The following is a 15220-nucleotide window of genomic DNA, read 5'->3' on the forward strand; positions in this document are numbered from 1 at the left end:
TTTTAAGCTGAGGCTTTACAGAGTGTATTAGTTCTCTGCCATTTCTTTCAGCTTCTTCAGTGGGCGAACTTTAACCTGGATGCTGGCAGGCTTCGCCTTGAAGGTAGTCTCTTCACCGGTGAACGGGTTGATACCCTTGCGAGCTTTCTTAGCTGGCTTTTTCACGGTGGTGATTTTCATCAGGCCCGGCAGGGTGAATTCGCCAACTGCGCGCTTCTTGATGTGGCCTTCGATGATATCGTTCAGCTCGTCCAGAACAGATTGAACCTGCTTGCGGGACAGCTCAGTGCTTTCTGCAATCTGATTAAGTACTTGAGTCTTAGTGTACTTTTCCTTGATTGCTTTTACTTTCTTGGCCGGTGCAGCTTTGGCCGCAGCTTTCTTTGCCGGGGCCTTTTTAGTAGCAGCTTTCTTGGAGACAGCCATGGCTTACTTCCTTCTTTGTTGTTCGGTATATATCCGGTAAAAGTGTGTTTTTTCTCCCGCTGCGCTGCATCCGTTACGGGTGTCTCAGCGGGTGATGGGGGAAGTATATATAGTTTTTGTTCGGCCGCACGAAGAAATACTAGAAAAATAGTGCTTTTTTTACATTTTTTAGCCTCACGTCGCCTTTATGGGACGCTTTACCCAGGGAAAAGACCCGTGCAGCTTCTTACCTCTGTAGGCCTCATGTATACTCTCTCCCCCTTTTTTTAAGCACCAGGTACTGTGTAATGCCGATATATGAATACCAGTGCAATGCCTGCGGCCATGAAATGGAAGCTTTGCAGCGGATGAGCGATGACCCGCTCAAAGACTGCCCAGCTTGCGAGAAGGCCGAGCTGCGCAAGAAAATCTCAGCGGCTGGATTTCGCCTGAAGGGCGCTGGTTGGTATGAGACTGATTTTAAAACTGGTAGCAAGAAAAACCTCGCTGGCGGTGACTCTGCCAACAGTGGTAAGGCCAAAAGCGACAAGTCTGGCACAGCGGCGGCAAAGACGGCCTAGGCGAGCTGTGCGGGGCTGTCCGTGCGGTGTACCCTCTAACTAATCTTTTCACCTATCGATAACGGGAATTTTCATCCATGCGCAGCGATTACTGTGGCGTCCTTCGTTCTGCGGACATTGACCGCGTAGTAACCCTCTGTGGCTGGGTCGACCGCCGCCGCGATCACGGCGGAGTGATTTTTATCGACCTGCGCGACCGCGAGGGAATTGTACAGGTGGTGTTCGACCCCGATGCGGCCGAACACTTCGAGATGGCCGATCGCGTGCGCAGCGAATATGTGCTTAAAGTGACAGGTCGTGTGCGCGCCCGTGCCCCAGAGGCCGTGAATCCCAATATGGTGACCGGCGAAGTTGAGGTTTACGGCACAGAGCTGGAGATCCTCAATACTGCTGAGACAGTGCCTTTCCAGCTGGATGAGCACACCGAGGTGGGTGAAGATATCCGCTTGAAATACCGCTATCTGGATCTGCGCCGCAACGAAATGCAGAACAACCTGTATTTCCGTTCCAAGCTGACTACCGCAATCCGCAATTACCTGGATGAGCACGGCTTCCTCGATATCGAGACCCCAATCCTGACCCGCGCCACCCCAGAAGGTGCCCGGGATTATCTGGTGCCGAGCCGCACTCACGAGGGCAAGTTCTTCGCCCTGCCACAGTCACCACAGCTGTTTAAGCAGTTGCTGATGGTTTCCGGTTTCGATCGCTACTACCAAATCGCTAAGTGTTTCCGCGATGAGGATTTGCGCGCTGATCGCCAGCCTGAATTTACCCAGATCGATATTGAGACCTCCTTCCTCGACGAAGAGGAAATCATGTCGATCACCGAGAACATGGTTCGCAAGCTGTTTAAAGAGCTTAAGGGTGTTGATCTGGGTGAATTCCCGCGTATGACCCACTACCAAGCGATGCTGCGCTACGGTTCCGACAAGCCGGACCTGCGTATTCCGCTGGAGATGGTGGAGATCAAGGACCTGATGACCGAGGTGGACTTCAAGGTATTCTCCGGGCCGGCCAATGATCCGAAGGGACGTGTTGCCGCGATTAAAGTACCTGGCGGTTGTAAGAAACTGACCCGCAAGCAGCTGGACGATTACGGCAAATTTGTTGGTATTTATGGCGCCAAGGGCCTGGCGTACATCAAGGTTAACGATCGCTCTGACCTGGAAAATGGTCTGCAGTCGCCAATCGTTAAATTCCTGCCGCTTGAAACCCGTGCAGCCATTCTTGATCGCCTGCAAGCGGAAGACGGTGATGTTCTTTTCTTCGGCTCGGACAAGGCCAAGATTGTCTCCGAAGCTCTGGGTGCATTGCGCTGCAAGCTGGGTGAAGACCTGGATCTGTACACCAGCGAGTGGGCGCCTTTGTGGGTTGTCGCCTTCCCAATGTTTGAAGAAAATGACGACGGCAGCCTGACTGCGTTGCACCACCCCTTCACTGCGCCTTCCTGTACCCCGGAAGAGTTGGAAAAGAATCCGCTCGAAGCACTTTCCCGCGCTTACGATATGGTGCTCAATGGCACCGAGCTGGGCGGTGGTTCTGTTCGTATCCACGACCAATTGATGCAGGAAGCGGTATTCCGCATCCTGGGTATCGATGCTGAAGAGCAGCGCGAGAAGTTTGGCTTCCTGCTGGATGCACTCAAATACGGTGCGCCGCCCCATGGTGGCCTGGCCTTTGGCCTGGATCGTCTGGTGATGTTGATGACCGGCAGTGACTCAATTCGCGATGTTATCGCTTTCCCGAAAACCCAGAGCGCCGCCTGTGTGATGACAGATGCCCCGGGTGCTGTAGATGCGAAACAACTGCGTGAGCTGAGTATTCGCCTGCGACAAAAAGAAGAGAAAATCAGCTGATTTTTCCCCGATGGGCCGAGCGAAGCGGGCCTATCCAATCGTAGTGATGGGCGATTCGCTTCGCTCTTTGGCCCATCCTACGCACTGACTGAAGAGAGACGGAAAATGGCCGGACATAGTAAATGGGCCAATATTAAGCACCGCAAAGCAGCTCAGGATGCCAAGCGGGGCAAGGTCTTTACCAAGATCATTCGCGAGTTGACGGTAGCCGCCAAATCGGGTCCAAACCCGGACGATAACCCGGCGCTGCGCGCCACTATCGATAAGGCTTTGGGCGCCAATATGAAGCGCGATACCATCGACAAAGCTATCGCCCGTGGTGCTGGCAATGCGGATGGTGAAAACTACGAAGCCGTAGTTTACGAGGGCTACGGCGTTGGTGGTGTAGCGGTCTTGGTGGAGTGCCTGACTGACAACCGCAACCGCACCGTGGCTGAAGTGCGTCACGCCTTCACCAAGCGCGGTGGCAACCTGGGCACCGACGGCTCCGTAAGCTACCTGTTTACCCGCAAAGGTCAGATGTTCTATGAGACCGGAGTGGATGAAGATGCGTTGATGGACGCAGCTCTCGAAGCCGGGGCTGAGGATATCGAATCCAACGATGACGGCAGTGTTGAAGTTACCACTGAATTCCAGGACTACCTGACGGTTAAGGACGCCCTGGTTGCAGCCGGTTTTACCCCGGACAGTGCCGAAATTGCCATGATTCCGTCCACCACGATTCCGCTGGATAAAGACGGTGCTGAAAAAGTACTCGCTCTGATCGAGATGCTGGAAGACTTGGATGATGTGCAAAACGTTTACACCAATGCGGATATTCCGGCAGAGGTGATGGAGGAGCTGGGCTAAAGCCGGTTCCGTAACTGGAGGCGGCTACTGTCCCGCCTCTGGTTTTTTATCTTTTCAAGCCCTTCTTACTCCCCCTCCCTTGACGCTTCCTGTTCACCTTGGGACACTCCCACCACTATATAAACATACAGATATTTGGGGAGCTGCCTTTTGACCCGAATCCTGGGTATTGACCCCGGCTCGCGAAAAACGGGCTATGGAATTATCGATGTGGAGCGGGGCAAGGCTCGCTATGTGGCCAGCGGGGTGATTCGTATTCCCGAAGGTCCCCTGCCTGAGCGCCTCAAACTGATATTTGATGCAGTGAGCCAGATCGCGCAGCAATACCAGCCTGCTCAGATGGCAATTGAAAATGTTTTTATGTCCAAGAGCGCCGGCTCCGCCCTGAAATTGGGGCAGGCCCGGGGGGCAGCTATTGTGGCAGGGACAAATAGCGGTCTGGCAGTAGCCGAATATGAAGCTCGCAAAGTGAAGCAGGCAGTGGTCGGTAACGGTGGAGCGGATAAATTGCAGGTCCAGCATATGGTGAAAACCCTGCTGTCCCTACCTGCATCACCGCAGGAGGATGCCGCCGATGCACTTGCCGTAGCTCTGTGTCATATGCATACCGAACAAACCCTGGTATTTACCGCTGGCGGTGCGCGCAGTCGTTTTCGTCGTGGCCGCCTGAGCGTGTGATCGGCTGGTAGAATTGGCCCCATAAAGGGCGCAGACAATATAAACCTGGAATAACACATGATTGGAAGATTGAGCGGTACCCTGGCCGCAGTGCAGCCGCCCCTGTTGTTGGTGGATGTACAAGGGGTGGGCTATGAAGTGCTCGCACCCATGACCACGATTTTTGAGCTGCCCGCATTGGGGCAGCCGGTACAGTTGCACACCCATTTGGCAGTGTCCGAAACGGCCCAGCAGTTGTATGGCTTTATTCGCGATGGGGACCGCAAATTGTTTCGCACCCTGATCAAGGTGAGTGGAGTGGGTCCCAAGATGGCCCTGGCTATTTTATCCGGGCTGGACGGCGCTGCCCTGGCCCGCTGTGTGTCGGAGGATAATGTAGCGGCGCTGGTCAAAGTCCCCGGCGTCGGTAAAAAGACTGCTGAGCGCCTGATCGTGGAGCTGCGGGATAAATTGCCCCCGGATTTTGGCGACGCCAACGATATCCCCCTGATGGCCGCTGCTGCCGAGCCCAAGGTGGATCACACCGGTGAAGCGGAGAGCGCCCTGGCGGCTCTGGGTTACAAGCCCACTGAAGCCAGTAAAATGGTGGCCCGCGCCAGCAAGGAGCAGCCGGATGCCGATAGTGCGACTTTGATTCGCCTGGCCCTTAAGGGAATGGCCCCCGCTTAATCTGAGGCCCTGGAGTTGTTGCAATGATCGAAGCCGACCGTTTGGTGGCACCGGAGCCCGTGGGCCCCTCGGGCCAGGAAGAGCAGTACGACCGCGCCGTGCGCCCCAAAACCCTGGATGATTATGTGGGTCAGCCAGTGGTGCGGGAGCAAATGGAGATCTTTATTCAGGCTGCCAAGCTGCGCAAAGAGGCCCTGGATCACACCCTGGTATTCGGCCCGCCGGGGCTGGGTAAAACCACCCTGGCAAATATCATCGCCGCCGAAATGGGAGTGGCCATTAAGACCACCTCGGGCCCGGTACTGGAGAAGGCTGGCGATCTGGCTGCGTTGATGACTAACCTGGAGCCGGGGGATGTGCTTTTTATCGATGAGATTCACCGCCTCAGCCCCCATGTAGAAGAGGTACTGTATCCGGCGATGGAAGATTACCAGCTGGATATTATGATCGGCGAAGGACCTGCGGCGCGTTCGATTAAGCTCGACCTGCCACCCTTCACATTGGTGGGCGCCACCACAAGGGCAGGCCTGCTTACCTCGCCACTGCGGGATCGCTTCGGCATCGTCCAGCGGCTTGAGTTCTATAACGTTGAGGATCTCACCAGTATTGTCCGTCGCTCCGCTGGCCTGATGGGAGTGGAGATGGATGAAGGTGGTGCTCTCGAAGTTGCTCGTCGCGCTCGGGGTACCCCCCGAATAGCCAACCGCCTGCTGCGCCGCGTGCGTGATTACGCCGAAGTTAAAGGTGATGGTGCCGTGGATTCCGGCATTGCCGATGCCGCTCTTAATATGCTCAATGTGGATTCCCGTGGTTTCGACCAGCTGGATCGCCGTATGCTATTGGCCATGATCGAGAAGTTCGATGGTGGACCGGTGGGGGTGGACAGTCTCGCTGCAGCAGTCAGTGAAGAGCGGGATACCCTGGAAGATGTGTTAGAGCCCTACTTGATTCAGCAGGGTTATATCGCCCGTACACCGCGAGGGCGAGTGGCGACCGGCCTGGCCTACGAGCACTTCGGCCTGCCGAAGCCCGATAATAAGTAGAGAGAGGATGGGGTGAAGGAAGTTTTCAGTATTCCGCTGCGGGTTTATATCGAGGATACCGACGCAGGTGGTATCGTTTATTACGTCAATTATTTGAAGTATATGGAGCGCGCGCGCACAGAACTGCTGCGCTCCCTCGGGTATGATAAGCCGGCGATGCCAGAACAGGGTCTGTTACTGGTGGTGCACTCCGCCGAGATCCAGTATCGAAAGTCCGCACTTCTTGATGATGCATTGCGCGCTACGGCCTCGATTGGCAAACTGGGGCGGGCCGCAGTGACTTTTGAGCAAAAAATCTGGCGCGGCGATGAGCTAATTTGCGAAGGTGTGGTCAAAGTTGCTTGTGTCGCTGACGACAGCCGCAGGCCCTGTGCCCTGCCGGAACCTATTTATTCAGCATTAAAGGCAGTTATTTAAGAAGATGAACGCCGGTGAACAACTTTCTCTTTGGGGGCTAATCCAGAACGCCAGCCTGTTGGTACAGTTAGTAATGCTGCTGCTGTTACTGGCCTCTGTGGTGTCCTGGGTGATGATTATCCAGCGCGGGCTTTACCTGTCCCAGGCCAAGCGCTCCCTGAACAATTTCGAACGCCGCTTTTGGTCCGGTGCCGACCTGAACAAACTCTTCCGCGAAGGTAACGAACGAGCGGAAAAAGGCAAGACGGATGGTGTTGAGTCCCTTTTCCGCGCCGGTTTTACCGAGTTTACCCGTCTGCGCCAACAGGGCAGCAGCGGCCCTGAAGCGGTGATGGAAGGCACTGAGCGGGCCATGCGTGTGGCTATGTCCCGGGAGCAGGAAAAGGTGGAAATGAACCTGCCGTTCCTGGCAACCGTAGGCTCTGTCAGTCCCTATATCGGTCTGTTTGGCACCGTGTGGGGGATTATGAATTCCTTCCGTGGTCTCGCCACTATGCACCAGGCCACTATTGCTACGGTCGCACCTGGTATCAGTGAAGCGTTGGTGGCTACGGCTATGGGCCTGTTTGCAGCAATTCCTGCGGTGATGGCTTTTAACCGTTATTCCGCCAAAGCGGAGTCGCTGTTGTCCAGCTACGAAACTTTCGCCGAGGAGTTTTCCTCTATCCTGCACCGCAAAGTGCATTCCGGCTGAGTAGTGAATAGGCGAACCCTATGAGTGTGTTTCGCAAGGGAACCAAAAAGAAGCTGGTCTCCGAGATCAATGTGGTGCCCTACATTGACGTAATGCTGGTGCTGCTAATTGTCTTTATGGTCACGGCACCATTGTTGATGCAGGGGGTCAAAGTCGACCTTCCAAACGCGCCCTCGGCGCCGATGGAGGAAACCGATGAGGAGCCGCTGATTATTTCTGTGCGCTCCGATGGCACCTATTACCTAAATCTGGGGACTGACGAGAAGAGCGCCAAGCCGCTCGCAGAGATTAAACAAACGGTCGCTAAGGTATTGCGCCAAAAGCCGGGAACCCCGGTTTTGGTGTGGGGTGACACCGAGGCCCGCTACGGCCTGATCGTCAATGCCATGACCGAACTGCAGCAGGCGGGAGCGCCCAGCGTCGGCCTGGTGACAGAGCCACCTCAGGGGTAGGGTGCCGGTGAATAAAGGCTTTTATGCATTGGCGATCATTATCAGCCTCGTGTTACACGGGGCGTTGATAGCTGCCATGACCTACGGCTGGGAAGCCAGCAGTATGCCTGAGCGCAAACCGATGCCAAAGTTTGTGCAGGCCAAGCTGGTGACGATTGAAGCGGCAACACCGAAGAAGAAACTGCCGAAAAAGGTCGATAAAATAAAACAGCGTGCTGAGCGCGAGGCGGAGCAAAAACGCAAGGCTGAGGTCGAACGTAAGCGCCGCGCAGCCCTGGAGCAGAAGAAAAAGCTCGAGGCGGAAAAGAAACGCAAAGCGAAAGTCGAAGCTGATCGCAAGGCACAGGCAGAGAAGGCCCGTCGCGAGAAAGAGCAGCAAGAGAAGGCGCGCAAAGAAAAAGAGCTGAAGGAGAAGCTAGCCCAAGAGCGCCAGAGTTCCTTTGACGAGGCACTTCAGGATGAAGAGGACCTGCTAGATGCCCCCGAGGCGGAACAGGCTTTAGCTTCGGTTAGTGATGCGATCAATCGACATATTGCAGGTGTATGGAGTCGTCCACCCAGCGCCCGTAACGGTATGCTAACCACGGTAAAAATAAACTTTGTCCCCACCGGCCGGGTGGTGGCAGCTAATATCATCGAGAGTAGCGGAAATGCGGCTTACGATCGCTCCGTACTCACCGCCATTAAAAAGGTGGAAGTTTTTCCCGAAGTAGCCGAGTTGGCCAGAGAGGAACCGGTGATATTTGAGCGGGAAGTCCGTACAACTATAGTTAACTTTAGACCCGAAGATCTGCGCCAATGATCAAGAGCTTATTGAAAACAATTGTTATTTTTGCAGTCGCCTCGGTAAGCCTGGGAGTTCGAGCCCAGCTGGTGGTGGATATTACCAGTGGTATCGATGACCCCACGCCGATCGCCGTATCTCCATTCAGCTGGTCTGGTGGCGGGGTACTGGCGGAAGATGTTTCCGGGATTATTTCCGCAGACTTGCGCCGCAGTGGCCTTTTCTCCCCTGTGCCCAAGGAGGACATGCTGTCTTTCCCCAAGGCCCCGGAAGACGTGGTATTCCGCGACTGGCGTATCCTCGGCACCGAATACATAGTGACCGGCCGCATTGAGCCTCAGGCCACTGGTTACCTACTCACTTTTGATCTGGTCAATGTGTTTGGGCAGCACAAGGTGTTTACCAAGCAAGTGCGCGGCGGCCAGACCCAGCTGCGGGATATCGCCCACCGCGCCGCCGATGAAATTTTTGAAGCCGTCACCGGTATTCGTGGTGCCTTCTCCACCGAAATGGTGTATGTGCAGGAAGAGACCCGTGGCGGCAAGCCCAGCTATCTGCTGATGCGTGCCGATATCGATGGTGCTCGCGCCAAGCAAATCCGCCGTTTTAGCGCGCCGGTGATGTCTCCCATGTGGTCCCCCAATGGCCAGGAGCTCGCCTACGTCTCCTTTGAAACCGGGCGCCCGGCAATTTTCCGCGAGAACCTGCGCACGGGTGCGCGCAAGCAATTAACTAACTTCAAGGGCATCAACAGCTCGCCGACCTGGTCCCCGGATGGAACCAAACTGGCGATGGTGCTCTCCAAGGACGGCAACCCGGAGATCTACGTGCTGGATCTGGTCAGTAATAAGCTGACAAGAATGACAAGGCACTTCTCCATTGATACCGAGCCGAACTGGATGCCAGATGGTAAATCACTGGTTTTCACCTCCGATAGGGGAGGGAAGCCACAAATTTACCAATTGACTCTTGCCACTGGTCAAGTCGACCGCTTAACCTTCGATGGCGATTACAATGCGCGGCCCCGTGTTTCTCCCGATGGAAAGACACTGGTGATGGTGCATCGTAATAGGGGCGTATTTACCATCGCTACGATGGATATCAACTCGGGCAGAGTGCGTGTCCTTACGGAGACTACGCTGGACGAATCCCCTAGTATCGCGCCGAATGGGGCCATGTTGATGTACGCTACCAAACGTGGGGATAAAGGTATTCTGGCAGCGGTGTCGCTGGATGCCGGGGTGAAGTACAACCTGCCCTCTCAGAGGGGTGATGTCCGTGAACCGGCCTGGTCGCCGTACTTTGAATAAGGCGGGGGTGCCCGACGCGCTTAAGCGAAGGGTGTGAATTAGAGCAAGTAGAAATCTTTCAGGATTTTCGATAACACTATATATAAAGCGGAGTAGCTTATGTTGAAATCAGTAAAAACAGGCCTTGGGTTAGCCTGTGTATTGGCAGTTATGGCTGGTTGTAGCAGCACTGACACCACCGAAGGCAGCCAGGAGACCCTGGACCAGGCAGATCAAACTGCGGTTGAAACCACAGATTTTGATACCACGCCAACCGAGACAGTTGCACCTCTGGAAAACGTAGTTTACTTCGATTTCGACCAGTCCCTGCTGAAGCCTGAAACCCGTGAGCTGCTGATCCGTCACGCTGACCGTATGCGCGCTGCTGCCGGTTCTGTTCGCCTGGAAGGCCACGCTGACGAACTGGGTACTCGCGAGTACAACCTGGCTCTGGGTGAGCGTCGTGCCAATGCCGTTCGCGACTTTTTGGTACTGCAAGGCGTAGACGCAGCTAACCTGGAAGTAATCAGCTACGGTGAAGAGCGTCCGGCTCAAATGGGTTCTAACGAATCTGCCCGTGCGATGAACCGTCGCGTTGTTATTAACTAATCGTAAAAATGGATGCCAATGGCTTTAACGATTAGAAAACTAGCGATCGCCGCAGCAGTAATGACTGCGGCATCGCCGGTATTTTCCCAGGCCCCGATTGTAGACCTGTCTTCTAAAAGCCAGGACCAGTCGACCATTACTTATACCGATGAAGTGGAAAGCAGTGCTCCGACACAGCTCGCCCGCGCCGGTATGTCACCACCCCGAGCCCAGGGCAACCCCCAGGCCGAAGCCTACTATCAAATGCAGGTTTTGCAGCAGGAAGTGCGGGAGTTGCGTGGCACAGTTGAAGAGTTGCGCCATGAGATCAAGCGTCTCAAGCAGCAGCGCACCGAAGATTATATGGATCTGGACCGGCGTATTGCGCGCCTGAGTGGTACAGAGCCAGCGGCTCAGCCGCCGTCTACCGCTGAAGGCGGTGCTTCGTCCGTGCAAGGGCAGGGGGGCTCAGCAATGCCGCCTAAACCCCAGGGCCCGAAAGACGGCAAGAGCGAGCGCGACCGCTACCAGGCCAGCTTTGGCTTGGCCCGCAATGGCGATTACGGCGGCGCCAGTGAAGAGTTCAAAAGCCTGTTGCAGGACTTCCCCAATGGTCAGTACGCCCCGAATGCGAATTACTGGCTGGGTGAGATTGCACTGGTTCAAGGCAACCTGGAAGAGGCTCGGGAGTGGTTCGTAGCCCTCCTCGACGGTTACCCGAATTCCAGTAAAGTCTGGGATGGCCGCTACAAGCTGGGTACTGTTTATCACCAGCTGGGCGACCAGCAAAAAGCCCGCAACCTGCTGGAGCAGGTGGCAGCCAGTGACGCCAGAGCGTCGAATCTGGCGAAGAAGTATCTGCAGGAGAACTTCCAGTAGCCTTCAGTCGCTACTGACTGCCATCGCTGGTTTTTTGAGCAGAAAAAGCCTATGATCCCGCGCCCGGGTGGCATGTGCCACTCGGGCGTTTTTGTGTTGGGTGTGTATGACCGATCTTTCCAAAGAATCACTCAGAATCAGTGAAATTTTCTACTCCCTTCAGGGAGAGGCGCGAGAGAGTGGCCTTCCTACGGTGTTTGTGCGCCTGACGGGCTGCCCATTGCGCTGTACCTATTGCGACTCCGAGTACGCCTTTTACGGCGGCGAGCGCATGACGCTGGAGCAGATTTTGCAGCAGGTGCAAAGCCATCCTGCTCGCCATGTGTGTGTTACCGGTGGTGAACCCCTGGCCCAGCCCAATTGTTTCCCACTGATGAAGGCGCTTTGCGATGCGGGCTATGCGGTGTCCCTCGAGACCAGTGGCGCTATGCCTGTGGATAAAGTGGATGAGCGGGTGTCGAGAGTGGTCGACCTGAAAACGCCGGCTTCTGGGGAGCAGCACCGCAACCGTATGGAGAATATGCAAGTACTCACTCGCCAGGACCAGATCAAGTTTGTGATCTGTGATCGCGGGGATTACGACTGGGCTCGATTTACCCTGGATCAGTACCGCATACCTGAGCGGGTTGGGGAGGTGCTTTTCTCCCCCAGTTACGAGCAGCTGCAGCCGCGCCAGCTAGCTGAATGGATACTGGAAGATGGGTTACCGGTGCGTATGCAGATGCAAATGCACAAGCTGTTGTGGGGCGACATCCCAGGGGTTTAAAGCGCCGCTGCGCCACATCAAGAAAAGAGGAAAAAATGACAGCAAAGAAAGCAGTAATCTTGCTATCCGGTGGCCTGGACTCAGCCACCGTACTGGCCATGGCTCGCGCTGAGGGCTACGAGTGTTATGCCCTGGGCTTCGATTATGGTCAGCGTCACGAGGCAGAACTATTGGCTGCGCAAAAGGTGGCGAAGGACTTGGGGGCCGTTGAGCACAAGGTGGTTAAGCTCGACCTGCGCTCAATCGGCGGATCGGCGTTGACCGATGACTCTATTGAAGTACCCGAAGAGGAAACCTCCGGTATTCCGGTGACCTATGTGCCGGCGCGAAACACGGTATTCCTGTCTATTGCCCTGGGTTGGGCTGAGGTGCTGGGTGCCCAGGATATTTTCGTGGGTGTGAACGCCGTGGACTACTCCGGCTATCCGGATTGCCGCCCAGAATATATTGAGGCCTACGAGAAGATGGCCAACCTGGCTACCAGGGCCGGTGTCGAGGGCAATAAGCTGTCTATACGTGCGCCGCTGATGGACATGAGCAAGGCGGATATTGTTACCGAAGGAACCCGCTTAGGGGTGGACTACAGTTTAACTGTGTCCTGCTACCAAGCCTTGCCAGATGGGGCTGCCTGCCGTCGCTGCGACAGTTGCCGCCTGAGGGCTGCCGGCTTCACCGAGGCCGGCCTGGAGGACCCCACGGTCTACGCACCTTAATTGGCCGTTGGCGCCAATTTTTTGAACAAATACCTAACTCCTTAAATTTGTTAGATTTTTTTTCGAGTTAGGTATTGTCTTTTCGGAATAGATCCGTAAGATACGCAGCTCCTCACAACGAGGCATCGAAAAGGGTCGTTAGCTCAGTCGGTAGAGCAGTTGGCTTTTAACCAATTGGTCGCTGGTTCGAATCCAGCACGACCCACCATTTTCGACAGGGATGCCCAAGGCAGCCCACCCAGTTTTTACACTTCTGCGCGAAGGTAAAAACAACCCAAGTTGGACCATTACCAAGTTAGTCCAACCATCCTGGGGGTCGTTAGCTCAGTTGGTAGAGCAGTTGGCTTTTAACCAATTGGTCGCTGGTTCGAATCCAGCACGACCCACCATCTCTCCTTTTTCCCCACTATCAATTAGCCAGTTTCTCTGTATTACCATCGTACACGTGGGCTAGTTTCAGACTTTCTATTACCGTGCTTATTTGCTGTGTTAATCAGCTCCTTTCATTTTCGATTCTGAATGGTGGATATTACTTGTATGGTGATATATCAGAGTTTTCCGTATCTTAAAGGCTCGCCGACTGCGCAGATGTGCTCGCCAGGGTGTGCTTTAAGTTGTGTGTGCTTAACCCTGGGCTTAATAGCCGCTATTTACTTTAGAAGGCCTTATGTTGGTCTTGGCGGCGGCTTTTGCCGAGTTAGAGAGTCTCGCCAGGTCGGCAATGAACACGATTTAGTGCTCGTTGGTGTCAAGGTTGCATGAGGAAGATAAGCTGCTGTGGAAACTTTTAGCTAAGATAAAAAGTCAGTTCGAGACAGTAAAAACACCTTTATCGATAATTGTGGTTAACACTTGAGCTTAAAAGTGGGCGTGTATGGCCTTTGGGTTATTCTGCCCTATAAGTCTCTCAGTCAAGGGTAGATCCTGGGCGCAGGGGCTGCTCTTGACCGAGAGTTTTGCCTGAGAAAAAGGCTAGTTCTAATTCGAGGCTTTAATGTAGCCAGACGCTTCCTGTGGGGGTAGGCTGGAACCAACCCTCCTAGCTCTTGGCTTTCTGCGTGCTAAATAAATAGCCAATCCAAAGCAGGACATTGCAATTAAGGCGAGTAATGTAATTACAATCAATATGTCACGCTTTTCAGCTCCTATTAATGGGCGTAAAAAATTCCACTTGTGAAGCAGTGAAAATGAAAGTGATTCCAATCGGTCAATCTTTCGATTTTGGTCAACTAAAATACCTGTTACTGGGTCAACAAAATACCTGCTACCGGCTGGGTCGTTCAAGTCGACCTGCCAAACTGGTAATCGTTTATTGCGGAAGTCATAGTTTGGGCCAAAGTGTGTAACCAGCTTGATTTCATCAATTTTACTATTGTCGATTGTATTGCTATTAGATTGGATGAATTGTAGAGCTAGTTCTTTGGCCAAGTCCTGATCCTTAACCGACTCTTTCTCCCCTGTTTGAGCGTTGATTAAAGCTGATGATCTTTCCAGAGGCAGTCCGCCAAAGCGTGCTTTACGCTGTTGGTAATTGGACATTGACTCTTCAATCGGAACGCTAATTCCAAGTCGATAAAGTGGTTTTTTATCGATGGACTGATTGAGCGAAATAGCATTTAAATGCGCTTTCTTAGGAATGCTACTCCCTATGCTATGCCGCCACTGAGCCATCTCGCTTTCCGCAACTGCAAAGCTTTCCAGTTGCACAGGTTCAAGCAGTCGCAAGCCTGAAATGGGTTGTATGTATTCTGCCTGTAATAAATGATAAAACCCGCTTGCTGACCAGCCAAGTAATGGCAGCCAAAGTAGGTAGCCGAGGCGGCGATGCCAGCGTCGATTAGACTTCGGAATTTTGCGGCTGGGGAGTGCAAAAATCAGATAGAGTCCCGTTGAAGCTATCACTACAAGCGTCAACATAAATAGTGCAACAGTGAGCACACGCCCATGGCCGGTAGTATCTAGCCAGCTCCAGGTATGTAGCGCTCTGAAAAATAGTTGAGTTTTGGCTTTAAAACTATTGTTTAAAGCAGCTAAGGCACCTGTTTCGGTGTAGATAAAAGCTTTGAGTAAATTATCGTCGGCGGCAATGGTCACCTCATAAACTGGCAGCAGGCGATTAACTCGCGGGTAATCAGTGCTAAAGCTCTCCTTGAATTTAACATCAATAATATTTTCTTGTGGTAAGTCCAAGTAATGAGATGTGAGCCACTTTGCTTGTGCTATATCATGATCAAACAACTCACTTCCAGTTTCAAGGTTGAAATAACGCCTTGGACTGTTATCAGCTTCTGTAATCTGCAGTAGATTACCCTCACTTGAAGGAACAACTTTAGCGATAGCCACCCTTTCAATAGGCAGCTTGTCAACAATTTTTTCAAGTTTATATAAGGTCTCTGCATTGGCTTGAAACGTGGGTGGCATTGTATTTTTGGCTTGCGGACCAAACCAAGCCATTATTGGATGGAATATTCCAGACAAAGACCAAGTTACAACACCAAAAAAAGCTATCCAGGTTAGGAATCTGTGCCATCTAATGAATTGCAGTTTCATCAAGCTA

The 15220-nt window shown here is 53.5% G+C and carries 17 protein-coding genes and 2 tRNA genes; 17 read left to right on the forward strand and 2 right to left on the reverse strand.

Translation table 11 applies throughout. The features are described 5' to 3' along the window. Nucleotides 1-27: 27 nt before the first annotated feature. Entirely contained in the window at nucleotides 28-426 is a 399-nt protein-coding gene (locus tag ACJJI1_RS11365) for an HU family DNA-binding protein (RefSeq protein WP_282934239.1), read from the reverse strand. Nucleotides 427-713: 287 nt separating this feature from the next. On the opposite strand from ACJJI1_RS11365, the gene ACJJI1_RS11370 reads away from it, so the two are divergent. The 17 genes from ACJJI1_RS11370 to ACJJI1_RS11450 all read left to right on the forward strand — a co-directional run bounded on the left by ACJJI1_RS11370 (nucleotide 714) and on the right by ACJJI1_RS11450 (nucleotide 13052). Further along, on the forward strand, nucleotides 714-986 hold the full coding sequence (locus ACJJI1_RS11370; RefSeq protein WP_282934238.1) for an FmdB family zinc ribbon protein: 273 nt from the start codon (nucleotides 714-716) through the stop codon (nucleotides 984-986). 77 nt (nucleotides 987-1063) lie between these two features. Further along, nucleotides 1064-2842, forward strand: coding sequence for an aspartate--tRNA ligase (gene aspS, locus ACJJI1_RS11375; protein WP_282934237.1), 1779 nt, complete (start codon nucleotides 1064-1066; stop codon nucleotides 2840-2842). Between the two features lie 105 nt (nucleotides 2843-2947). Continuing rightward, entirely contained in the window at nucleotides 2948-3691 is a 744-nt protein-coding gene (locus ACJJI1_RS11380) for a YebC/PmpR family DNA-binding transcriptional regulator (protein WP_282934236.1), read from the forward strand. Between the two features lie 150 nt (nucleotides 3692-3841). Next, entirely contained in the window at nucleotides 3842-4369 is a 528-nt protein-coding gene (gene ruvC, locus ACJJI1_RS11385; protein WP_444914738.1) for a crossover junction endodeoxyribonuclease RuvC, read from the forward strand. Nucleotides 4370-4426: 57 nt separating this feature from the next. Beyond that, nucleotides 4427-5038, forward strand: coding sequence for a Holliday junction branch migration protein RuvA (ruvA, locus tag ACJJI1_RS11390; RefSeq protein WP_444959342.1), 612 nt, complete (start codon nucleotides 4427-4429; stop codon nucleotides 5036-5038). A gap of 23 nt (nucleotides 5039-5061) precedes the next feature. After that, the gene (ruvB, locus tag ACJJI1_RS11395) at nucleotides 5062-6081 is read left to right on the forward strand and encodes a Holliday junction branch migration DNA helicase RuvB (RefSeq protein ID WP_413664411.1); all 1020 of its coding nucleotides are present in this window, start codon (nucleotides 5062-5064) and stop codon (nucleotides 6079-6081) included. Nucleotides 6082-6093: 12 nt separating this feature from the next. Continuing rightward, the gene (gene ybgC / locus ACJJI1_RS11400) at nucleotides 6094-6498 is read left to right on the forward strand and encodes a tol-pal system-associated acyl-CoA thioesterase (protein ID WP_282934233.1); all 405 of its coding nucleotides are present in this window, start codon (nucleotides 6094-6096) and stop codon (nucleotides 6496-6498) included. A gap of 4 nt (nucleotides 6499-6502) precedes the next feature. Further along, nucleotides 6503-7192 carry a protein TolQ gene (gene tolQ, locus ACJJI1_RS11405; protein ID WP_413664412.1) on the forward strand — a complete coding sequence of 230 codons (690 nt, stop codon included), beginning with the start codon at nucleotides 6503-6505 and terminating at the stop codon, nucleotides 7190-7192. Between the two features lie 20 nt (nucleotides 7193-7212). Continuing rightward, nucleotides 7213-7644, forward strand: a complete 432-nt coding sequence (gene tolR, locus ACJJI1_RS11410) for a protein TolR (RefSeq protein ID WP_282934232.1) — start codon at nucleotides 7213-7215, stop codon at nucleotides 7642-7644. Nucleotides 7645-7651: 7 nt separating this feature from the next. Continuing rightward, nucleotides 7652-8446 (forward strand): cell envelope integrity protein TolA, encoded by a 795-nt coding sequence (gene tolA, locus ACJJI1_RS11415; protein ID WP_444936645.1) that lies wholly within the window; start codon nucleotides 7652-7654, stop codon nucleotides 8444-8446. Then, the gene (gene tolB / locus ACJJI1_RS11420; RefSeq protein ID WP_444936644.1) at nucleotides 8443-9738 is read left to right on the forward strand and encodes a Tol-Pal system beta propeller repeat protein TolB; all 1296 of its coding nucleotides are present in this window, start codon (nucleotides 8443-8445) and stop codon (nucleotides 9736-9738) included. The genes tolA and tolB overlap by 4 nt, the downstream gene beginning before the upstream one ends. Nucleotides 9739-9837: 99 nt before the next feature. Continuing rightward, nucleotides 9838-10326: an OmpA family protein gene (locus ACJJI1_RS11425; RefSeq protein ID WP_282934229.1), complete on the forward strand. Its 489-nt coding sequence runs from the start codon at nucleotides 9838-9840 to the stop codon at nucleotides 10324-10326. Between the two features lie 18 nt (nucleotides 10327-10344). Beyond that, nucleotides 10345-11184, forward strand: a complete 840-nt coding sequence (ybgF, locus tag ACJJI1_RS11430; protein WP_444959343.1) for a tol-pal system protein YbgF — start codon at nucleotides 10345-10347, stop codon at nucleotides 11182-11184. A gap of 106 nt (nucleotides 11185-11290) precedes the next feature. Next, complete coding sequence (gene queE, locus ACJJI1_RS11435) at nucleotides 11291-11950, forward strand: 7-carboxy-7-deazaguanine synthase QueE (protein ID WP_108731832.1); 660 nt, start codon at nucleotides 11291-11293, stop codon at nucleotides 11948-11950. Between the two features lie 35 nt (nucleotides 11951-11985). Next, nucleotides 11986-12663, forward strand: a complete 678-nt coding sequence (queC, locus tag ACJJI1_RS11440; protein WP_282934224.1) for a 7-cyano-7-deazaguanine synthase QueC — start codon at nucleotides 11986-11988, stop codon at nucleotides 12661-12663. Between the two features lie 132 nt (nucleotides 12664-12795). Next, nucleotides 12796-12871: transfer RNA gene (locus ACJJI1_RS11445), tRNA-Lys, on the forward strand. 105 nt (nucleotides 12872-12976) lie between these two features. After that, a tRNA-Lys gene (locus ACJJI1_RS11450) sits at nucleotides 12977-13052 on the forward strand. Nucleotides 13053-13641: 589 nt separating this feature from the next. Here the strand turns inward: ACJJI1_RS11450 and ACJJI1_RS11455 are convergent. Next, a complete protein-coding gene (locus ACJJI1_RS11455) occupies nucleotides 13642-15213 on the reverse strand; it encodes a PepSY domain-containing protein (RefSeq protein ID WP_444936640.1) in 1572 nt (523 codons plus the stop codon). Nucleotides 15214-15220 lie beyond the last annotated feature (7 nt).

The organism is Microbulbifer maximicatervae (SeqCode) (genome assembly GCF_052467065.1).